Here is a 20643-nt window from a genome sequence, read left to right as displayed (position 1 = left end):
GGCTCGTGAGTAGCTCTCGTGAGAGTTCTCACGAGAGCTACTGCGATCGCCAGAAACGCGTCGCGAGATTCGTCAGCTCCGTGTCGAGATCGTCGACCTTCGATTCGATGCGCCCGAGTCGACCGTCGATGCCGTCGATGCGAGCCGAGAGGATGCCTTCGACGCGATCGATACGAGCGGTGAGCGAGCCCTCGACGCGATCGACCTCGACGCGGATGATGCGGCTCAGCTGTGTCGTCATGAGCGTCATGCCGCCGAGCATGACGGCGGCGAACACGCCGATCAGCGTCCATACCTGTGGGTCGGTCAAGCGCATGCCTCCAGTGTGAGTCGGAGCGGCCAGGTTGTCACGGTATTTCGGTGTCCGTGAGTCACGTACCCAGTCGTTGTGGGGAGGTCGCCTCCTGCGGCTCCGGTGCAGGAGGAGAGAATCATCCACTTCATCGACTTCTTCACCTCCGTCCACTTAAGCGATATAGTCGGCCGCAGGTCGCACCGAAGCGGCCTGATCTCGATATCGATGATGAAGGAGACGATTAGCCATGACTCAGCCGCACATCAGGATTCACCGTTTCCGAAGGGGCCTCGCGGCACTCGCGGGCTTGGCGTTCGCAGCGGTCGGCGCCGCCGCGGCCTCGCCTGCCGTCGCCGAGAGCTCGGCGATCGACCCGCAGGTGGTGGCATACGTCGAGGTGAACTCGAACGATTTAGCGAATGTCGCCGACTACACCCTGGCGGATTCGGGCAAGCCCGCCGTCGACATGGCGATCATCTTCGCCGCCAACATCAACTACGACGGCGAGAAGGCATACCTGCACTTCAACGACCGCGTCACCGCGACGCTCGACGATGCCGAGAACCAGATCCGCCCTGTCCAGGCGCGCGGCACCAAGGTGCTGCTCTCCGTGCTCGGCAACCACCAGGGGGCGGGATTCGCGAACTTCACCTCGTACGAAGAAGCCGATGCCTTCGCCGCCCAACTCGCCGACGCGGTGACGACCTACGGCCTCGACGGCATCGACTTCGATGACGAGTACGCGCAGTACGGAGTCGACGGCACGCCGCAGCCCAACGCGCAGTCCTTCGGATGGCTGGCGACGGCTCTCCGCGATCGCCTGGGCCCCGACAAGATCATCAGCCTGTACGCGATCGGCGAGACGTACACCGTGACCGACTTCAGCCTGTTCGACGTCGCGGGCGTGATCGACTACGCCTGGAACCCGTACTACCCCACGTACAACGCGCCGACCATCCCGGGCTTCGGGGACAAGACCCGCCTCGGGGCTGCGGCGATCGACCTCGCGAACGTGAGCTCGTCGACGGCTGCGGACTTCGCCGAGCGCACGGTGGCCGACGGGTACGGCGTGTACGTCGCGTACAACCTCACCGCGACGGACCAGTCCGCGCTGCTGTCAGGGATCACGCAGCAGCTCAAGGGAGAGGCGACGCAGTACACGGCTGCGCCGTGATCCGGCCACGTGCCGCGAGCCGGCTACGTGCCGTCTCGAGTGCTCAATCCAGATCGAACACCTCGAGCTGACGGATCGTGACCTCGGCCTCCGCACGCACGCGGAGCGCCGGGGTCACGACCCGGTCGGTGAGCGTGAACGGCGTCGTGCGATCGCGAAGCAGAGCCTCCTGATGCGTCGTCGTCACGGGAGTCCAGTTCTCGTCCGCTCCCAGGATCTCCCAGCACAGTGCAGACGAGTTCGAGGCGGCCGTCGTCGTCACACTGAGGTCGCTGACGCCGCGCGGCTCGGGGAACCGCCACCCGACCCATTCCCCGGCGCGGAGGGTGACGCCGGGATCCCCCGCCGGATCCCCGTCGTCGAAGACGCGCTCGGGGTGCGCGAGCGCCACGGAGGAGATGACCTCGCCCCCGGTCGAAGTCAGGTCCGCGCGCCAGGGTTCGGGGGTGTCGCGCGGAGTCGGCTCGCCGGTCTCGAGCGCGCACACGGGGTCGTCACCGAAGACCAGGTCGAGCACGGCGTCGCCGGCGAGAGCGTCGATCGGCAGCGTGGCCGACGCCATGGGAGCCCCGTCGAGTCGCGCCTCCTGCAGCACGTGGGCCGAGGGGGAGGAGCGTCGGGACCGGATGCGCAGGGTCGAGCCGTCGCCGCGATCCACGCGGATGTCGTCGAAGAGCGGTGATCCGATCCGCAGATGTCCGGAGGCGAGCTCGAGCGGGTACAGCCCGAGCGCCGCCCACAGCCACCACGCGCTCATCTCGCCGTTGTCCTCGTCGCCGGGGAAACCCTGGCCGATGTGCCCGCCGGCGAACAGCCGTCCGGCGAGCTCGTTCACGAGGGGCGCCGACCGCCACGGGCGATCGCTGAACGCGTACATGAAGGGGATGTGGTGAGCGGGCTGGTTCGAGATCGCGCACATCCCGGAACGCAGCGCCCTCGCCTCGCGTTGCTCGTGGATGACGGTGCCGTACGCGCCGCCGAACCGTTCGTCCGCGGTCTCCGGCTCCGCGAAGAGGGCGTCGAGGTGGCGGCCGAAGACGGCCGGCCCCCCGTAGAGCTCGGCGATGCCTGCTCCGTCGTGCACAGCCCCGACCGACATGCCCCAGGCATTCGTCTCGACGTTGTCTCCGCCCCAGGATCGCGGATCGAATCCGGGGGTGCGCGCACCGCTGTCGTCCCTTCCCCGGAAGAACCCCGTGCCCTCGTCGAACAGTGTGCGATACGACCGGGATCGATTCGCGAAGTACCGGGCGAAGGATCGATAGCGTGCTGATTCCGATCCGGAATCGACGTCGGAAGCCCGCTGCGCGGCGAAGCGGCCGAGTGCGGCATCGCTCACCGCGTTCTCGATGCTCCAGCTCATGCCCTCCGGTACGTCCGAGGAGATGTACCCCGTGAATCGGCCCCTCGCGATGCCCTTGCGACCGCGGCGTGCGTCCGGCCCCGGCTCGCAGGCATTCCGCCATCCGCTCTCGAACGCGCCGACCCGGTCGAACTCCACGCCCCAGCGGGCCGCGTCGGCGAAGATCTGGTCGCTTGAGGTGCCGACCATGCTGTCGACGTACCCCGGCGCGCTCCATCTCGCCATCCACCCTCCGCGGCGATACTGCTCGAGCTGGCCGTCGAGCAGCGTCCCGGCGAGCCCCGGATCGAGCAGGGCGAGCGCCGGCCATTCCGTGCGATAGGTGTCCCAGTACCCGTTGTTCACGACGAGCTTCCCGTCGACGGCCGGTGCCTCCTCGCCGGAGGGGTGTCGTGCGGCGAACACATCGGCGAACCGCCAGGCGGGCGTCTCCGGGGTGCCCACGTTCTCGGCCGCGCTGTTGGGGTACAGGTGCATGCGGTGCAACGCCCCGGCGATCCGGGAGCGATGCTCTTCGTCGGCGAGCGTGCGATAGGGAAGGTCGGCGTCGGGCAGCGGCGGGATCGTCACGCGCGACAGCAGCCGATTCCACGAGGCGGCGCCGGCGTCGCGCAGTTCCTCGTAGGCGACCGAGGGCGGTGCCTCGGTCTGCAGAGCATGCCGGGCCTGCGCCACCGACAGGAAGGAGAGGCCGATCCGCACCTCGAGCGATCCGCGTCCGGCGACGTAGCCCGCGACCTCGCCGCGTCCGTCGTCATCGAGCGGGCCGTGCTCGGGAGCCCCCACGGCCCCCTGCACGTCGCCCCTGGCAGGCAGGATGGCGCCCGCGAAGTAGCACCGGGGCGCATTGCCCCACTCCTCGGACCCTTCCGGGATCCACCCCTCGAATCCTCCGGCGTCCGTCCAGGCGAGGTGCCCGTCGTCGGTGAGCTGGTCGATGACGAAGCCGACCGGGGCATCGGGGTCTGCGCTGTGCACGCGGAAGACGGCCCCGTGCGCGATCGCGGTCATCTCGACGCGCAGGCCGTCGCCGAGCTCCGCCGCGTACTCGTGCGGTCGCGCGCGCTCGGAACCGGGAGTGATCCAGCGGCGGCGGCCGACGCGGTGCGAGGTGGGCGTGCCGAGGAACGGCATCAGCTGCAGCACGGAACGATCGCCGATCCAGGGGCTCGGCTGATGGGAGAACTGCAGGGCTTCGAGGCGACGCCCCTGCGGGTCGTCGTGCACGAAGGGGCGGTAGGGCCAGCGCGAGTCCTCTGCATCGGTCGCCGGGGTGACGAACGTGAATCCGTGGGGCACGGCGACCGCCGGGATGGTGTTGCCGCGAGAGAATCGCGGGCCGGAATGCGTGCCGCGCCGGGCGTCGACGCGTTCGACGGGGGCGACGTCGGCCGGCGTCGGCGTCTTCTGCTCGACCTCGACCTGCACGTAGCCCGTGCATCGGGCGGGGAGGTCCGCGGCGTGGGGAAGCGAAACGGTGCCGAGCACGAGCTCGACCACACCGCGGCGGCGCGCGAAGGGGGCGAGGGAGACGGTGTCGGCGTTCCACTGCTCGGGCAGGCTCCATCGGGCGTCGAACTGCGCCGGCGCCGTGACGGGGAAGTCGTAGCGGTCGCGCACCGCCGAGGTCTCGCTCAGTCGCGTGCCGTCGGCGAATCGCACATCGACCGTCACGGCGAGGGCCGCATGCGGGGCCAGGGTCGCGTCGGGACCGTCGGCGTAGAACGCCCAGTGCAGCACGGTGTCCGGGGTGATCTCGAGGGCGTCGAACCCCGGGACGTCGATCCGCTGCTCGCCGGCGGAGGGGTCGAACACGAAGGCGTGCACCGGGCTCGACAGCACACCCGATCGGGGACGGGACGACGGGGGATCTGCCGGCCCGTCCGCCGGCGTGAGATGCACGGCGCTCACCCCTTGATCGCGCCCTCTTGCACGCCCTTGAAGAAGAACCGCTGCGTGAACGAGAACATGATGACGATCGGCACGAGAGCGATCATGGTGCCGGCCGCGATCAGGCGCGGGTCGACCGAGAAGCTGCTGTTCAGGTAGGCCATCCCGACCGTCAGCGTGTACTTCGACGGGTCGGACAGCACGATCAGCGGCCAGAGGTAGTCGTCCCAGGCGCCGATGAAGGCGAAGATCGCGACCACCGAGACCATGCCGCGGATGTTCGGCCACACGATGTGCCGGATGCGCTGCCAGGTCGTCGCACCGTCGACGGTCGCCGCATCCAGCACGTCCTTCGGGATCATGCGGCAGGCGGTGGCGATCAACAGCACGTTCATCGCGCTGATCGCGCCGGGGAGGAAGACGCCCCAGAGGGTGTCGGCCAGGCCCAGGGCGCGGATCGTGAGGAAGTTGCTCGTCACCGTGACCTCGCCGGGGAAGAGCAGCGTCGAGAGCAGGATCCCCATGACGATCCACTTGCCACGGAACCGCATGCAGCCCAGCGCGTAGCCCGCGAAGGTGGCCAGGACCACGTTGCTGATGACCGTGCCGACCGAGACGAGCAGCGAGTGCCAGGCGTACAGGTACACCGGGACGATGTCGGCGACCCTGGTGTAGTTCTGCAGGGTCGGCTCGCGCGGGATGAGCTCGGGCGGGAAGGAGTAGATGTTCTCCTGGGCGCCCTTGAACGAGGTCGACAACTGCCAGAGGAACGGTCCGATGACGATCACGAGGACGAAGAGGAGGAGCGCGTATCGGCCGATCAGCCCGCCGAGGGTCGGCTTGCTGAAGTCGCCGGAGCCGCGGCGGCGGAACATGCGCTCGCGGGTCGGTGCAGCCGACTCCTCGGAGGCGCGGACGTCTTCTGCTGAACGGGGCGACGTGAGCGTGCTCATGCGGAGACCTTCGCCTTCTTCTCGCGATTCATGACGGCGATCGCGACGAGCGGGATGAGGGTGAGCAGGAACAGCGCCACGCTGATGGCGGAGGCGTACCCGATGTTCCCGTTGAGGCCGGATCCCACCTGACGGATGAGCATCACGAGCGACATGTCGTATCCCCCGGGACCGCCCGTGCTCTTGGACAGCACGTCGAGCTCGGCGAAGACCCTCATCGCCGACACGGCGATGAGCACCGAGATGAGCAGCATCGCGCCGCGCACGGAGGGGATGGTGACGGACAGGAACCGGCGGAACGAGCCGGCGCCGTCGAGCATCGCGGCCTCGTGCAGCTCCTTGCCGACGTTCCCGAGCGCCGCGAGGTACACGACCATGTAGTAGCCCAGGCCCTTCCAGACCGTGAGCAGGATCGCGCAGCCGAGCAGCAGCCACCGGTCGACGAGGAACGCCATCGGCTTGTCGATCAGCCCGAGGAACTCGAGCGTCTGGTTGATGATGCCACGGCTGTCGAACAGCCAGGTCCAGATCAGGGCGACCACGACCACCGAGGCGATCACGGGGAAGTAGAACGTGGTGCGGAAGAACGAGATGCCGGGGAGCTTCTTCTGCACGAGCAGCGCCAGCAGCAGCGGGAGGATCGTGAGCAGCGGCACGCACACGACCACGTAGATGAGGCACGTCGTCAGGGCGTTCCAGAACATCTCGTCGCCGAACATGCGCTCGTAGTTCGCCCCGCCCACGAACTCGGGGTTCCGCAGCGGCCGGGCATCGGTGAAGCTGAGGAAGACCGTGTTCAGGAAGGGCCAGAGCGCGAACACCAGCACCCAGGCGACGGCGGGCCCGAGGAGCAGCCAGGGTGTGAACCACCGATGGGTTCTCATCGTCTTCCTGCCGGCCCGGATGCCGGTGTTCGCACGCATGGCTTACTTGTCCACGCGGTTGGCGTTGGCGTACTCGACGATCTTGTCGAGCTGGGCCTTGGAGTCCGCCTCGCCGTTGACGGCGAGGGCGATCTGCTGGGTCATGTAGGTGGCCATGTCGGAGGTCCACTGGAACGGCAGCGCCTTGGCGTCCTTCATCGCGCCGAAGACGGTATCGATCGCCGAGAGCTGCTTCTCGTCGGTGACGGTGGAGGCGATGTTGTCGACGACCTCGTCGCCGCCTTCGGCGGTGCCGGGGGCGGTGCCGACGGCGAGCGACGAGAAGGCCACCTGGTTCTCCTGGTTCGTCGCGAACTCCGCGAATGCGAGTGCGGCTTCCTTGTTGTCGGAGTCGGCCGAGACGTTGAGGCCCTGCACGTACAGGGGCGCGATGCCGAGCCGCGGCGTGGCCACCGTGCTCGCGAGCAGTGCCGGTGCGTCCTTCTGCAGATCGGTCGTGAAACCGGTGCCGCCGGTCGTGAAGGCGACCTTCTCCTGGATGTACGCCTCCGCATTCCCGCCGTAGTCGCCGGTCAACGCTTCGGCGGGCATCGCGCCCGCCGCGTACGCGTCGGCGTACTTGTCGATGATCGCGGCGGCCTCGTCGGTGTTGAAGTCGAACTCGCCCTTGTCGTTGATGACCTCCATGCCGGCGGCAGTGAAGGTGTCCAGCGCCGGGATGGAGGAGAGGAGCTGCACCTTTCCGCCGGACTCCGTCGCCACGTCCTTCGCGAGCGTGAGGAGTTCGTCGACGGTGGTCGGGAGGTTCTCCTGGGTGACGCCGAAGGGAGCGAGCTGGGCGAGGTTCCACCAGGACGCGTCGCTGGAGAGGTACCACGGCAGCCCGTAGGTGCCTTCCATGCCGGGGTACTGGCTGTAGGCCTCCCAGGCGCCGGTGTTGTAGCCCGACTTCAGGTCGGGATCGGCGGTCTCCAGGTCGACCAGTTTGCCCGCCGCCACCAGCGGGTAGGCGATGTCGGGCGGGAGGTTCAGCACGTCCGGAAGAGTGTCGGCGTTCGCCTGGCTCAGGATCTTGTCCTGGTAGCCGTCGCCCGGCTGGTCGAGCCACTCGACGGTGACGTCGGGGTGCTCCTTCTCGAAGCCATCGATCAGGTCTTCGAAATAGGGAGTGAACTTCTCGTTCTTGAGCGACCATGTCTGGAACTGGATCGTGCCGCTGAGCTCGCCCGAGGTGTCGATGGGGCCCGAGGCGCCGGAAGAGCCCCCGCCTCCCGTGCAACTCGTCAGCGCCAGAACGCCGATGCTGAATGCTGCCAGAGCGACAATGCGTGTGGGAACTTTCATCGTGCTTCTTCCTCGAGGCGGGCGAATCCGCGTGACGTCCGGATCAGCGGCCTGCGCACACCGGGGACTACAACGCTTTAGCAGATGAAACCATCCGATCCCCTCCCTGTCAAGACGGTCCGTCGACGGAATACCGGTGACCGGCATCGCAGGGTGGATCACCTGTTGCTCAAGCGTTATAGTGGTGCGAAATCCGCCCTCGCCGAAGGGCATGTCCGAAAGGCCTGACACATGACGCAGCGCGGCGCCCTCGATGCTCCTCTGAGGTTCGGGGCGAACTACACGCCGTCGAAGAACTGGATGCACTCCTGGCTCGACTTCACCCCCGACGACGTGCGCCGCGACTTCTCGGCCCTCGCCGAGCTCGGCCTCGACCATGTCCGCGTCTTCCCGCTGTGGACCGTGCTGCAGCCGAACCGCACTCTCATCCGCGAGAAGGCGATCGACGATGTGCGCGCCGTCGTCGACATCGCCGGCGAGTTCGGCATGGACGCCAGTATCGACGTTGTCCAGGGGCACCTGTCGAGCTTCGACTTCGTGCCGTCGTGGCTGTACACGTGGCACGACAAGAACATGTTCACCGATCCGCGGGCGCTCGAAGGCCAGGTCGCGCTCGTCGACCGGCTCGCCCGGGGTCTGCGCGACGCTCCGAACTTCCTCGGGCTGACGCTCGGCAACGAGACGAACCAGTTCTCCGCGCACACGCATCCCTCTCCCTGGCCGGTCACGCAGGACGAGGCCGGCGGCTGGATCTCGGCCCTGCTGCAGGCGGCGGAGACCGCGGCCCCCGGGCTCCCGCACGTCCACAGCGAGTACGACGCCGTCTGGTACATGGACGGCCATGGCTTCACCCCGGCGCATGCCTCGCGGCTGGGGGCGATGACCACGATCCACTCCTGGATCTTCAACGGCACCGCGCAGCGCTACGGTGGCCGTTCCGTCGCTTCCGATCGCCATGCCGAGTACCTGATCGAGCTCTCCCGCGCCTTCGCGACCGACCCCGACCGCGTCGTATGGCTGCAGGAGGTCGGGGCGCCCTCAAACTGCCTCGCCGATGACGAGATGCCGGATTTCCTGGAGGCGACGGTGCGCTCCGCCGTGCGCACCGAGAATCTGTGGGGCATCACGTGGTGGTGCTCGCATGACGTGAGCCGTGACCTCGGCGACTTCCCCGAGTTGGAGTACACCCTCGGTCTGATCGGTCAGGACGGTGCAGCGAAGCCCATCGGCCGCCGGCTCGCCGAGATCATCCCCGAGCTGCGGCAACGGGTCGCGGCGCCCGCGAGAGACACCGCGATCGTCGTGGACGTCGACGAGCGCGAGGTTCCCGTGAGCCGGGCGGCGCTGAGCCCCGGCGGAGCGGTGTTCCAGGCCTGGGTCGACGCGTGTGCCGCCGGCCTCGATCCCGCACTGATCACGTCCCGTGACGCGCTCGATCCCACTGCGCTCGATGCGCGGGGATCCGCCGACTCATCCGTCCCGATGCATCGGCCGATGTCGTCGACCCCTACGGATCGGTCAACACCGTCGTTGCGAGCTGAGGGCGGCTCACCCGAGGCGGGAGGGCGGGGCCGTGCTCTCGCGCGCGGTGAGCACGGGTGTCGGACCCTCGACGCTGGGCAGGTTGGCTCCCGCCTCGATCTGCTGCAGCAGGAGAGTGGCGGCGCGTTCGCCGAGCTCGAAGGTGTCGCGCGTCATCGCCGTGATCGAGGGGTTGATCAGACCGGCGATCACCGAGTCGTCGAAGGAGGCGAGCGAGACGTCGCGCGGAACCGCGCGTCCCATCTCCTGCGCGACGCGCAGGCCGGCGACGGCCATCACGTCGTTGTCGTAGACGATCGCCGTCGGTCGCTGCCGTCCCGACAGCAGCGCCCGCGTCACGGCAGAGGCGCGGGCGGGAGAGAAGTCGGTCGTGATGACCTCGCCCTCGAGGCCGTCGACGGTCATGCGCTCGAGCACCTCGGCGCGCAGTCGGGTGTGCTCGAGTTCGGCCGGACCGGCCACGTAGGCGATGCGGGCGTGGCCGAGGGCGGCGAGGTAGGAGAAGAGGGTCTCGGCGACCGTGTCGTCGCCGATCCAGACGCTCGGCACCGAGCCTTCGGGGGAGGGCTCGGACCCGATCATGACGGCGCGCGCGTCGAGCGCCTCGATGCGTCCGATGCGCGGGTCGTCGTCGCGGGGGTCGATGAAGATGAAGCCGTCGACCTGGTTGGAGGAGCGCCACTGGCGGTGCACCTCCATCTCCTCCGCGATGTCGGCGACCAGTCGCAGCTGCAGGCTCACCTTGCTCTCCGACAGCCGCGACTCGATGCCCGCGATCAGGTCGGTGAAGAAGGCCTCGGAGCCGAGGGAGCGGGCGGGGCGGGCGAGGGCGAATCCGACCGTGTTCGCGCGGGCCCCGACGAGGGCCCGCGCCGCGGAGCTCGGCTGCCAGCCGTTCTCCTCGACGATCGTGAGGATGCGATGCCTGGTCTCGTCGCTCACGCCGGGGCGGCCGTTCAGCGCGAAGGACACCGCACCGGGGGAGACCCCCGCCATGCGCGCGATATCGGCGATCGTCACGCGTTTCGCCGGGCTCATAGTCCCTCACCCTACTTGATCGGTTTAGCCTCGGGAAAGAAGCGCCGACGTGCCTTAGACTCTTCGACTAGATCGCTTTAGTACACCAGATAGCATCAGTCGCAGCGCATCACCAGCAGACCCGAATCAGCCCTCACCGTCGAGCCCGGAGATCCACCCATGCATGACGACACGTCGCTCGCCGAGGTGGGCACTCGTCTGCAGTCGGCAAGAGGTGAGGAGATCGCGCGATGGCTGGCGATCCCGCAGCCGACGACCCTCGCGCTCAGGGTCGGGGTCTGGCGCCCGTCATCCGTACGGGTCATCGCTGAGGAGCCCGCGTACGCGCGGGAGGCGGAACGGCTGTCGGGCGAGCTCGCAGCCCTCGGCATCCCGAGCGGCGAGGCCGCGGTGATTCGGCTGCGGCGCGGGGACGCCGACGGCGACGGCGACACGGCCGGCGACAGCGAGTCGTTCGAGATCGACGTCGACGCCGACATCGACGTGCGGGCGGCCGGAGCCGCCGGAGCGTTCCGGGCGACGCGACAGCTGCTGCACAACCTGCGCGCGCAGGGGCGGGTGCCGAAGGGGCGGGTGTCATCGGTCCCTGTGGTGGCGGAACGGGGCTTCCACCTCGACGCCGCCCGCCGCTACTTTCCTGCCTCGTGGATCATCGCACTGCTGCACGCGCTCGCCGACGTCGGGATCACGACGTTCCAGTGGCACGTCTCCGACAACGAGGGTTTCCGCATCGGGTCGACAGCCTTCCCCGAGATCGTCTCCCCCGCGCACGTCACCCGCGCGGAGGCAGCGGCCGTGGCGGACGCGGCCGCTGACCTGCACATCGACCTCGTGCCCTCGCTCGACATGCCAGGGCACCTCCGCCACGTCCTCTCCGTGCACCCGGAGCATCGGCTGCCGGCAGCTGGCGGACCGTGCACCGACCATGCGCTCGACATCACCCGTGCCGAGTCCATCGACTTCGCGTCGGCGCTGATCGACGACGTCGCCGCCGTGTTCCCGCACAGCACGAACTGGCACCTCGGCGGAGACGAGTTCGTCGACTTCGCCCGCATCGATGAGTACCCCGCGCTCGCAGAAGCGGCACGAGAGCGGCATGGGCCATCCGGCACCGGTTTCGACCTGCTGACGGGTTTCGTGAACGAGATCGCCGTGCATCTCCGTGCGAAGGGGCTCGCCCCCCGGGTCTGGAACGACGGGATGCTGCGTAGTGGAGAAGTTGTCCTCGATCACGACATCGTGCTGACCTGGTGGACGAACTGGCATGCGCAGATGCCGTCCCTCGGGGTGGGCATCGAAGCCGGCAATCCGCTGGTGAACTTCCACGATGCGCTGTTCTACTACGTCCTCGGAGAGAAGGCGGGCTACCTCTACCCGACGAGCGAGCGCATCTGGGAAGCCGACTGGCATCCCGGGCTGTTTCCGTCTCTTCCTGGCGGGGCGCGGCAGGAGATCCGGCCGCCCTATCCGCAGCGGCTCCTCGGAGCGTCGTTCTCGGTCTGGTCGGACGATGCCGCAGCGCAGACGCCGGTCGAGGTCGCAGACGGCATCCGTCGACCGCTTCGCGCCATGGCCGAGCGCGCCTGGAACGGAGGGAGCTCGCTCTCGCACGACGACTTCTGCGCGATCGATGCGGCGATCGGTGTCCCGACTGCCGTCACCACGACCGCATCCACCACCCACACGACCGCCATCAGCCACACGACCGCCACCAGCCACACGACCGCCACCACCCACCTTCGAGCCCGGAGATCCACCCATGCATGACGACACCTCGCTCACCGTCGGCCGCGTCAAGCGCGTACTCGAAGAGCGCATCCGCCCGGCGATCCACTCGGCCTCCGTGCCGTTGGACGTCGAGATCCATGAGCTGCCCGGCGAGCCGATCGCGCCCGCGGAGGGACTCGCCCTCGACTACGCGCCCGGCGCTGTCGGCGCTCCCTGGGGTCCCGCGTGGGGCACCACCTGGTTCAAGCTCACCGGTCGGGTGCCGTCCGAATGGGCGGGGCGGCGTGTCGAAGCTCTCATCGACCTCGGCTTCGACGTGAACATGACCGGTTTCCAGTGCGAGGCCCTGGCCTATCGCCCGGGTGGCGCGGACGGCGACCCGATTCCCGTGAAGAGCATCAATCCGCGCAACCAGTGGGTTCCGATCGCCGAGACGGCCGCGGGAGATGAGCCCGTCAAGCTGTACCTCGAGGCTGCGTCCAACCCGGTGCTCCTCGACTACCACCCCTTCCTGCCCACGCAGGAGGGCGACATCCTCACCTCCTCGAAGGAGCCGCTCTACCGCGCGCGGCGGATGGACCTGGCCGTGTTCGAGCAGGAGGTCTTCGACCTGTCCCTCGACCTCGAGGTGCTGTTCGAGCTGCAGGCCGAGCTGCCGGCGACGTCGCCCCGCCGCATGCGCATCCTGCAGGCCATGGACGATGCCCTCGACGTGCTCGATCTGCAGCACATCGTGCAGACCGCTCCCGACGCCCGCGCCCGCCTCGCCGAGGTGCTGGCCGCTCGGGCCGAGGCGAGTGCGCACCGCATCTCGGCCGTCGGGCACGCGCACATCGACTCGGCCTGGCTGTGGCCGGTGCGCGAGACGATCCGAAAGGTCGCACGCACGACCTCGTCGATGACGACGCTCATCGACGAGCAGCCCGAGTTCCAGTACGGCATGTCCAGCGCGCAGCAGTACGCCTGGATCAAGGAGCACCGCCCCGAGGTGTGGGAGCGGGTCAAGGCCGCTGTCGCCTCCGGGCGATTCCTGCCGCTGGGCGGCATGTGGGTCGAGTCCGACACCGTGATGCCGACCGGCGAATCGCTCGTGCGGCAGTTCTCGCACGGGCAGCGGTTCTTCGAGCGCGAGTTCGGCATCCGCTCGAAGGGGGTCTGGCTGCCGGACAGCTTCGGCTACTCGCCCGCCCTGCCGCAGCTGATGCGCCGTGCCGGTTTCGAGTGGTTCTTCACGCAGAAGATCTCGTGGAACCAGCAGAACGTCTTCCCACACCACTCGTTCCTCTGGGAGGGCATCGACGGCTCGCAGGTGTTCACGCACTTCCCCTCCATGGACACGTACAACTCGCAGCTGAGCGGCATGGAGGTCGCGAAGGCGTCGCGCCAGTTCAAGGAGAACCGCCTCAGCTCGCGGTCGATCGCTCCGGTCGGCTGGGGCGACGGCGGCGGTGGCACCACCCGGGAGATGACAGGCAAGGCCGAGCGCCTGCGCGACCTCGAGGGCAGTGCGCAGGTGGTGTGGGAGCACCCGGACGTCTTCTTCGACGCGGCGAAGGCGGAGCTGCCGAATCCGGCCGTGTGGGTCGGCGAACTGTACCTCGAGCTGCACCGCGGCACGCTCACCAGCCAGCACGCCACGAAAGCGCTGCACCGTTGGGCCGAGCACGCGCTGATCGAGGCCGAGCTGTGGGCCGCGACCGATGCCGTGCGCACCGGCGCCGACTACCCGCAGGCCGAGTTCGACCGGTTGTGGCAGGCCGTGCTGCTGCACGAGTTCCACGACATCCTGCCCGGCACCTCGATCGCGTGGGTGCACCGCGAGGCCGTCGCGGTGCTGTCGGATGTGCTGTCGGACGCGCGCGACATCGCCGATGCCGCCCGCCGCTCGCTCGCCGGCGACGGTGATCGCGCACTGCGCTTCGAGCCGACGTCCGTCGGGTATGCCACGAAGGGCGGCCGCGCGCTCGGGGCGGCGTTCGTCGCCGAGCCCACGGCAGCACCGGTGTCGCTCACGGAAGAGGACGGCGGCTGGCGCCTGGAGAACGAGCTCGTGTCGGTGCTCGTCTCGGCCGAGGGACTCATCGTCTCGGCGGTCGACAAGGCCTCCGGGCGTGACGCCGTCGCGCCGGGCAAGGCCGCGAACCTGTTCCAGCTGCACCAGGACTTCCCGAACATGTGGGACGCGTGGGACATCGACCGGTACTACCGCAACAGCGTCGACGACCTCACCGGGGTCTCGTCGATCGAGGCCTCGGTCGTGAACGGCGTCGCGCAGATCGTGGTCGTCCGTGCGTTCTCGGAGTCGACGATCACCCAGACGATGCTCCTCGCTCCGGATTCGCGCACCGTGCTGCTGCGCAACGAGGTCGACTGGCACGAGACCGAGAAGCTGCTCAAGCTCGCCTTCCCGCTCGACATCCAGGCCGCGCACACCGAGGCCGAGACCCAGTTCGGGTTCCAGTCGCGCGTGACGCACACCAACACCAGCTGGGAGGCCGCGAAGTTCGAGACGTCGATGCACCGATTCGTGCTCGTACGCGAGCAGGACTTCGGCGCCGCCCTCGTGAACGACTCGATCTACGGCTACGACACGTCGCGCGAGGTCTCGGACGATGCCGTGACCACGACGGTGCGGCTCTCGTTGCTGCGGGCGCCGCGGTTCCCCGACCCCGACACCGACCACGGCGTCCACGAGATCGAGGTCGGCTTCGTGATCGGCGCGGATGCCGCGATCGCCACGGCCGAGGGCATCCGGATCAACACCCTCCCGTCGATCGTGCGCGGTGAGCGGGAGGTCGAACCGCTCGTCTCCGTGCAGGGCGAGGGGATCGTCGTGTCGGCCGTCAAGCTGGCGGACGACGGCTCGGGTGATGTGATCGTGCGTGTGTACGAGGCGCTCGGCCGTCGCGCGGTCGGTGAGCTGTCGGTCGGGTTCGCACACCGAGACGTGCGCGAGGTGAGCCTGATCGAGGACGACATCGACGAGGCGCGGATCGGTGGCGAGCTGCGGCTGCGCCCGTTCGAGGTGCGGACCATGCGCATCGTGCGCTGAGGAAAGGCGTGTGATCAGGCGCACGTGCCTGATCTCGCGTGCGTGCCTGGTCTCGCGTGCGTGCTCGCGTGCCCGCCTGTTGTGGCGGCCGGGTGACCGGGAGGACGATGGCGTGATGGCGAACATCGACGACGTGCGGGCGATCGCCCTCGCCCTCCCGGAAGCCGAGGAATCGGTGAGCGGCCACACCGGCGAGGCGGCGTGGCGGCTGAAGAGCGGACAGTTCGCGTGGCTCCGCGGCCCGAGCGCGACCGACCTGCGGCAGCTGGCGGAGCTCGGACGTGAGTGGCCCTCCGGCGAGGTGCTCGCGGTGCGCGTCGCCGACCTCGAGGAGAAGGAGGCGCTGCTCGCCGCCGAACCCGATGCCCTGTTCACGATCCCGCACTTCGAGGGCTACCCCGGATTGCTCGTGCGTCTCGACGCCGTCGACCGCGCCCGGATCGAGGAAATCATCACCGACGCCTGGCTGGTGCGGGCGCCCTCCCGCGTCGCGAAGAAGTGGCTCGCGGAGCGCGGGCTGGAATGAGAGAGGCGCGGACGTGGACGTCGGCCAGGCGGCGCGGTCCTCGCTCGCGGCGCTCCCCCGCGATCAAAGCCCCGTCGAGCTCGCTGGATCGGAACCATGTCCGGCCGCGGGCGACCCCGGCGATCCGCTGCGAGACGAGATGGTCTCTAACCGGGGGCGCTTCCACGAAGTATCCGACGGGAGCCAGATTCCTGAGCAGCAGTCGGCGAATGGAAGGCCCGAACCGCACGGGCAATCTTCCTGATCCTCGATCGGTCGATCGGGGACCATGTCTCCCGACGAGAGTGTGTCGTCGTTCTCATCGATCCACTCATTCATGCCGGTACGCCAATACGTGTCCATGCCGAGGTGCCAGGCGGCGGATTCACCCAGGACCTGTGCGGTGTCCTCGATCCACCGCGCCGCAGGTCCCAGGAACGCCGTGAAATGCCACCCGGCCAGAACGATATGTGAGAGGCAACCTCCGAATCCCCGGAACTGGACGATGTTGGCCTGTGCCCGTGGGTTGACATCCGGTATGACCGTGTTGGCGAGCCGATAGCCCTCCACGGCGAGTCGGCTCGCAGGGTAGACGTCGGACACGATCATCTTCACCAGCTCATTGGTCTCGCCGCGTGAGAGCGAGTTTCGGGAGTAGAGCGTCGCTGGTGAGAGATGTGCCTTCAAGACGATCCCCGCAAGCGCCCTCTTCACAAGCGTCGTGTCGACACCAGCCAAAAGGACGTCGCCGTCGGACGGCGACGCCGTGACAGAGATGGATGTGAGCGCTGGGGTTGTGCCGCTGGTCAGGGTGGAGAGGTAGCGCTCGGCATCTCCCAACCGCTGGTCACACTCCCGGCAGAACAGGTAGCTCTTGATGAAGTCCTGTCGTTTCGTGACGACGCCGCGAGAGTTGTAGACGCCGAGCAGCCCGCCTTCGTTCTTCGCCCAGCGGGCTGCCCACTTCGGCGTGACGTGCCCCAGGACCAACGGCTTGACCGTTCGGCACAGTCCGCATGGCTGAACGACTTCAGCTCTGAGGTCACTCCCGACGATAAGCGACGAGCGAGGCCCTTCGATGATGGCCTCGCGGCTTTGCGTGGGGCGAATCGCACCAGACACGGCTCTCCGCTGTCTCTGCTCCCGTCTCCTCGATGCATTTCCCACGTCGGCAATGTTTCCATAGCATCGACGTGGCAGTGATGCGCTAGAACGGGAGCATGACTTCAGACGTGACGGGGATCGGCGGCCTCTTCTTCCGCAGCAGGGATCCGGAGGCACGGGCCACGTGGTATCAGCAGCATCTCGGCATCAGCGCCGGTCACACCGGCACCTGGCAGCAGGACGCGGGGATGACCGTCTTCGCGCCGTTCCCCGCCGACAGCGACTACTTCGCCGCCGACCAGCAGTTCATGCTGAACCTGCGCGTCACCGACATCGAACAGCTCGCCGTGAGGCTGGAATCCGAGGGCATCCCGGTGGAGCGCCGAGACGAGTGGAACACCGAGGAGTACGGGACGTTCGCCCGCATCCACGATCCCGAAGGTCTCGCGATCGAGCTGTGGCAACCACCGGCGGAATCGTCTTGAACCGAGCCGCTTCCGCGCTCAGGCCGGATCGAGGCGCAGCACGTCGGGCGATTCGCCGCCGGTGAGGTCGTCGGCGATGCGGAGGCTGCGCGCCAGATCGTCGAGCGCGCCGATCAGCGTGCCGAACCGTTCCTTGTCGCTGCACACCGCGGTCAGGGTCACCAGGTGGGTCCCGGTGTCCCAGGTGTACGTCGCGAACGGCGGCGACGCCGGCGACGGCGGCATCGGTACCAGCAGCTTCTCGCCCACGCCGAGCCGGGTGGGGAACGACTCCGTGTCGTCGTAGTCCATCGGCATCGAGGCCCGCGCGATGCGCACATCCGGCGTCAGGACCTGTGCGGTCGCCATCGCCACGACAAGCTCCGGCTCGGCCTTCCACGTCCACACCAGCACGCGCCCGTCTGCCCGCTTCATGAGCATCGGCGCCGCCTGGCTCATCGCCCACGCGCCGAACTTCGAGCCCGGCCGCTCCGTCGCCCCCACGGCCGCATTGACCTGACCGAGCAGCATCCGGATCGCGGCCTTGCGGTGGCGGCGGCCCTTCCAGCCGAGCGAGTCCGTCACGGGAATCCACAGCTGGGGATCGGCGTCGGCAGTCAGTCGCATGGCTCCACGGTATCGGCTGCACCTGAGGGATGCCCGGTACGCCTCGGCCGCGCGAACAGGGCCCTCGGGTAGAGTGGCCAGCGCCCGACCAGGGCTTTCCCTTGGCCGCCACATCGTAAGGCAGCATGTCTGTGACCTCCTCCGACGATCCGATCGATCCGTCGAGCGGCCCCGCCGCCGAACCCGCGCCCCGACCATTGAAGATCGTGATCGGCTGCGACACGTTCGCGCCCGACATCAACGGCGCCGCCCGGTTCGCCGAGCGTCTCGCCGCCGGCCTCGTGCAGCGCGGCCACGACGTGCATGTCGTCGCCCCCAACCAGGCCTATCGCCGTGCGCAGCCGCACACCGAGGTGATCGAGGGCGAGCCGATGACGCTGCACCGTCTGCCGTCGTTGCGCTGGGCGCCGCACGACTGGCTGCGCTTCGTGTGGCCGTGGCGCTCGAAGCACTACGCCCGCAAGGTCCTCGACCATGTGCAGCCCGACGTCGTGCACATCCAGTCGCACATCGTGATCGGCCGCGGTCTCGCGTACATCGCGCACGAGCGCGGGATCCCGGTCATCGCCACGAACCACGTCATGGCCGAGAACATCCTCGACCACACGACCATGCCGAAGTTCATCGACGACCTGGTCCTCAAGTTCGCCTGGGCCGATGCGAAGCGCACCTTCGACATGACCCGCGCGATCACCACTCCCACCCGTCGCGCCGCCGACTTCCTCGAGAAGACCGTCGAGGTGAAGGGTGTGATCCCGGTCAGCTGCGGCATCGACCGCACGCAGTACACGCCGGTGATCGCCCCGCGCGACGAGAACCGGATCATCTTCGTCGGCAGGCTCACCGCCGAGAAGCAGGTCGAGGTCATCCTCAAGGCGATGACGAAACTCGACCCGGCGCTGGAGACGACGTTCGACATCGTGGGCGGCGGCGATCAGCGCAAGCAGCTGGAGCACCTGACCGCGCAGCTCGGACTCGCCGACCGTGTGACCTTCCACGGACGGACGAGCGATGAAGAGCTCCGCGCCCTGCTGTCGCGCGCGAGCCTGTTCGTGATCGCCTCGATCGCCGAGCTGCAGTCCATCGCGACGATGGAGGCCATGGCCTCGGCTCTGCCGATCGTCGCCGCGGACGCCGTCGCCCTTCCGCACCTCGTGCACCACGGTGAGAACGGATACCTGTTCGAGCCGGGGAACGTCGATGCGCTCGCCGCGCGCCTCACCGACGTGCTCACGGCGGAGCCCGCGGAATACCAGCGGATGCAGCAGGCATCGCTCGACGGCGTCGCCATCCACGACATCAACCGCACCCTCGACACCTTCGAGGCGCTGTATCGCGACGAGCCGCTGCCGGAGTAGCGCCCATGCACGGTACCCCCATCCGATCACGCCGCGGTGACGCGCCGGCGGCGGAGTAGCACGCATGCACATCGTCTTCTTCGGCGACCAGCACCTCGACTCGCTCGGCGGTGCGCAGGTGTCGATGCGGCTCCAGCGGGAGTTCCTCGAGCGTGCCGGTCACATCGTCACCGTGGTCGCCCCGAGGATGCACGGGTCGCGCCGTTCATCCGGTTCGCACGGCGGCGCGTACATCGACCTGCCGTCGATGCCGATCACGACGGATCGCGAGTACGCGATGAGCTGGCCGGGGCGTGGGAGCGACCGCTTCCTCGACACGGCCATGACCCATCGTCCCGCGGTGGATCTGGTGCACGTGCAGGCCGACTTCTGGGGCGCGTTCATCGGGCACCGTTACGCGCAGCGCCACGGCATCCCGGTCGTGCACACCATGCACAACCGCGTCGACGTCGGCATCGCCGCCGTCACCCCGCTGCACGGGCCGGTGCTGGCGGCGCTGAACATCTGGCGCCGGATCGCGATGCGCGGCATCGGAGCCCCCGTGCCCGGCACCGACGGCTGGGCGTTCCTGCGAGGACTCGCCGCCGGAGCATCCGCCGTCACCGCGCCCTCGACGCACTTCGCCCGCCGCCTCGAACAGCACGATGTCTTCCCACACGTGGACGTGATCTGGAACGGCATCGACGACGACCTCCGCGCGCAGACGCTCGCCGCCGGACCCGCAGACCGCACGCCGGGACGCCCGCGCTTCGTGTGGCTCGGCCGGATGAGCCCCGAGAAGCGACTGCTCCCGTTCCTGGAAGCGTTCATCGCCTCCGGCATCGATGCGGATCTCGAGATCATCGGCGGCGGAGCGCAGCGTTCCGCGGCAGAGAAGATCGTGCGCGGGCGCGGGGGCATCCGATTCGCCGGCCGATTGACCTACCCGCAGACGCTGGCGCGGATCGCCGCGGCCGATGCCCTCGTGCAGACGTCGATCGGCTTCGAGACCCAGGGCATGACCCCGTTCGAGGCGGCGACGCTCGGAACCCCGTCGGTGATCTGCGACCCCGACATCGCGGCGGAGCTCGGCGGCGGACTCTGGGCCGTTCCGGATGCCGAGGAGTCGGCGAGCGGACGAGACCTCGAAGCCCAGCGCACGGCAGCACTCGCCGAGACGCTGCGGCAGGCTGCATCCGATATCGCCGCGGGCACCGCACCCACCCCGCTCCCCGAAGTGGCCGAAGCCTTCCAGCAGTCGTCGCGCACGGCGGCGATGGTCGAGGTCTACCGGAGGGTACGCGCCGACAGCTGAACCGGCGCTGGCTCAGAGGCAGGCGCCG

The 20643-nt window shown here is 68.5% G+C and carries 15 protein-coding genes; 7 read left to right on the top strand and 8 right to left on the bottom strand.

Features of this window, described 5'->3' with window-relative positions; all coding sequences use genetic code 11:
* Positions 1 to 37 precede the first annotated feature (37 nt).
* Positions 38 to 316 carry a hypothetical protein gene (locus MST3598_RS16420; protein WP_029259338.1) on the bottom strand — a complete coding sequence of 93 codons (279 nt, stop codon included), beginning with the start codon at positions 314 to 316 and terminating at the stop codon, positions 38 to 40.
* Between the two features lie 226 nt (positions 317 to 542).
* On the opposite strand from MST3598_RS16420, the gene MST3598_RS16415 reads away from it, so the two are divergent.
* Positions 543 to 1469, top strand: a complete 927-nt coding sequence (locus MST3598_RS16415; protein ID WP_081860120.1) for an endo-beta-N-acetylglucosaminidase H — start codon at positions 543 to 545, stop codon at positions 1467 to 1469.
* Between the two features lie 43 nt (positions 1470 to 1512).
* On the opposite strand, the gene MST3598_RS16410 is transcribed toward MST3598_RS16415, so the two are convergent.
* From MST3598_RS16410 to MST3598_RS16385, 5 genes are all read right to left on the bottom strand, one after another.
* Positions 1513 to 4743, bottom strand: coding sequence for a GH92 family glycosyl hydrolase (locus MST3598_RS16410; RefSeq protein ID WP_029259336.1), 3231 nt, complete (start codon positions 4741 to 4743; stop codon positions 1513 to 1515).
* Positions 4740 to 5675 (bottom strand): carbohydrate ABC transporter permease, encoded by a 936-nt coding sequence (locus tag MST3598_RS16405; RefSeq protein WP_029259335.1) that lies wholly within the window; start codon positions 5673 to 5675, stop codon positions 4740 to 4742. Before MST3598_RS16405 ends, MST3598_RS16410 begins: the two co-directional genes overlap by 4 nt.
* Entirely contained in the window at positions 5672 to 6598 is a 927-nt protein-coding gene (locus MST3598_RS16400) for a carbohydrate ABC transporter permease (protein WP_021201716.1), read from the bottom strand. The genes MST3598_RS16405 and MST3598_RS16400 overlap by 4 nt, the downstream gene beginning before the upstream one ends.
* A gap of 3 nt (positions 6599 to 6601) precedes the next feature.
* A complete protein-coding gene (locus MST3598_RS16395) occupies positions 6602 to 8611 on the bottom strand; it encodes an ABC transporter substrate-binding protein (RefSeq protein WP_172889161.1) in 2010 nt (669 codons plus the stop codon).
* Between the two features lie 840 nt (positions 8612 to 9451).
* Positions 9452 to 10483 (bottom strand): LacI family DNA-binding transcriptional regulator, encoded by a 1032-nt coding sequence (locus MST3598_RS16385; RefSeq protein WP_021201719.1) that lies wholly within the window; start codon positions 10481 to 10483, stop codon positions 9452 to 9454.
* Between the two features lie 159 nt (positions 10484 to 10642).
* Here MST3598_RS16385 and MST3598_RS16380 point away from each other — a divergent pair, with 159 nt between their 5' ends.
* The 3 genes from MST3598_RS16380 to MST3598_RS16370 all read left to right on the top strand — a co-directional run bounded on the left by MST3598_RS16380 (position 10643) and on the right by MST3598_RS16370 (position 15789).
* Entirely contained in the window at positions 10643 to 12250 is a 1608-nt protein-coding gene (locus MST3598_RS16380) for a family 20 glycosylhydrolase (RefSeq protein ID WP_051671049.1), read from the top strand.
* Complete coding sequence (locus MST3598_RS16375; RefSeq protein WP_096359651.1) at positions 12243 to 15263, top strand: alpha-mannosidase; 3021 nt, start codon at positions 12243 to 12245, stop codon at positions 15261 to 15263. The genes MST3598_RS16380 and MST3598_RS16375 overlap by 8 nt, the downstream gene beginning before the upstream one ends.
* Before the next feature lie 115 nt (positions 15264 to 15378).
* Positions 15379 to 15789 carry an MmcQ/YjbR family DNA-binding protein gene (locus MST3598_RS16370; protein WP_029259329.1) on the top strand — a complete coding sequence of 137 codons (411 nt, stop codon included), beginning with the start codon at positions 15379 to 15381 and terminating at the stop codon, positions 15787 to 15789.
* Between the two features lie 63 nt (positions 15790 to 15852).
* On the opposite strand, the gene MST3598_RS16365 is transcribed toward MST3598_RS16370, so the two are convergent.
* On the bottom strand, positions 15853 to 16890 hold the full coding sequence (locus MST3598_RS16365; RefSeq protein ID WP_029259328.1) for an SEC-C metal-binding domain-containing protein: 1038 nt from the start codon (positions 16888 to 16890) through the stop codon (positions 15853 to 15855).
* Positions 16891 to 16988: 98 nt separating this feature from the next.
* On the opposite strand from MST3598_RS16365, the gene MST3598_RS16360 reads away from it, so the two are divergent.
* A complete protein-coding gene (locus MST3598_RS16360) occupies positions 16989 to 17357 on the top strand; it encodes a VOC family protein (RefSeq protein WP_029259327.1) in 369 nt (122 codons plus the stop codon).
* 18 nt (positions 17358 to 17375) lie between these two features.
* Here the strand turns inward: MST3598_RS16360 and MST3598_RS16355 are convergent, their stop codons facing one another.
* Complete coding sequence (locus tag MST3598_RS16355) at positions 17376 to 17963, bottom strand: hypothetical protein (RefSeq protein WP_029259326.1); 588 nt, start codon at positions 17961 to 17963, stop codon at positions 17376 to 17378.
* Between the two features lie 125 nt (positions 17964 to 18088).
* Here MST3598_RS16355 and MST3598_RS16350 point away from each other — a divergent pair, with 125 nt between their 5' ends.
* Positions 18089 to 19321 (top strand): glycosyltransferase, encoded by a 1233-nt coding sequence (locus MST3598_RS16350; protein WP_021201726.1) that lies wholly within the window; start codon positions 18089 to 18091, stop codon positions 19319 to 19321.
* 64 nt (positions 19322 to 19385) lie between these two features.
* Positions 19386 to 20615, top strand: a complete 1230-nt coding sequence (locus MST3598_RS16345) for a glycosyltransferase (RefSeq protein WP_029259324.1) — start codon at positions 19386 to 19388, stop codon at positions 20613 to 20615.
* Positions 20616 to 20643 lie beyond the last annotated feature (28 nt).

The organism is Microbacterium sp. TPU 3598 (genome assembly GCF_002356155.1).
GTDB classification, from domain to species: domain Bacteria; phylum Actinomycetota; class Actinomycetes; order Actinomycetales; family Microbacteriaceae; genus Microbacterium; species Microbacterium maritypicum_A.
The sequence above is the reverse complement of the archived record's forward strand: the minus strand, read 5'-3'. Positions and strand labels throughout refer to the sequence as shown.

Excerpts from the sequence above, each read along its gene's own strand:
- MST3598_RS16420 (WP_029259338.1), bottom strand. The coding sequence starts at position 316 with ATGCGCTTGACCGACCCACAGGTATGGACGCTGATCGGCGTGTTCGCC.
- MST3598_RS16415 (WP_081860120.1), top strand. The coding sequence starts at position 543 with ATGACTCAGCCGCACATCAGGATTCACCGTTTCCGAAGGGGCCTCGCG.
- MST3598_RS16405 (WP_029259335.1), bottom strand. The coding sequence starts at position 5,675 with ATGAGCACGCTCACGTCGCCCCGTTCAGCAGAAGACGTCCGCGCCTCC.
- MST3598_RS16400 (WP_021201716.1), bottom strand. The coding sequence starts at position 6,598 with ATGCGTGCGAACACCGGCATCCGGGCCGGCAGGAAGACGATGAGAACC.
- MST3598_RS16395 (WP_172889161.1), bottom strand. The coding sequence starts at position 8,611 with ATGCGTGTGCGCGGAGAACTGGTTCGTCTCGTTGCCGAGCGTCAGCCC.
- MST3598_RS16385 (WP_021201719.1), bottom strand. The coding sequence starts at position 10,483 with ATGAGCCCGGCGAAACGCGTGACGATCGCCGATATCGCGCGCATGGCG.
- MST3598_RS16380 (WP_051671049.1), top strand. The coding sequence starts at position 10,643 with ATGCATGACGACACGTCGCTCGCCGAGGTGGGCACTCGTCTGCAGTCG.
- MST3598_RS16375 (WP_096359651.1), top strand. The coding sequence starts at position 12,243 with ATGCATGACGACACCTCGCTCACCGTCGGCCGCGTCAAGCGCGTACTC.
- MST3598_RS16370 (WP_029259329.1), top strand. The coding sequence starts at position 15,379 with ATGGCGAACATCGACGACGTGCGGGCGATCGCCCTCGCCCTCCCGGAA.
- MST3598_RS16360 (WP_029259327.1), top strand. The coding sequence starts at position 16,989 with ATGACTTCAGACGTGACGGGGATCGGCGGCCTCTTCTTCCGCAGCAGG.
- MST3598_RS16355 (WP_029259326.1), bottom strand. The coding sequence starts at position 17,963 with ATGCGACTGACTGCCGACGCCGATCCCCAGCTGTGGATTCCCGTGACG.
- MST3598_RS16350 (WP_021201726.1), top strand. The coding sequence starts at position 18,089 with ATGTCTGTGACCTCCTCCGACGATCCGATCGATCCGTCGAGCGGCCCC.
- MST3598_RS16345 (WP_029259324.1), top strand. The coding sequence starts at position 19,386 with ATGCACATCGTCTTCTTCGGCGACCAGCACCTCGACTCGCTCGGCGGT.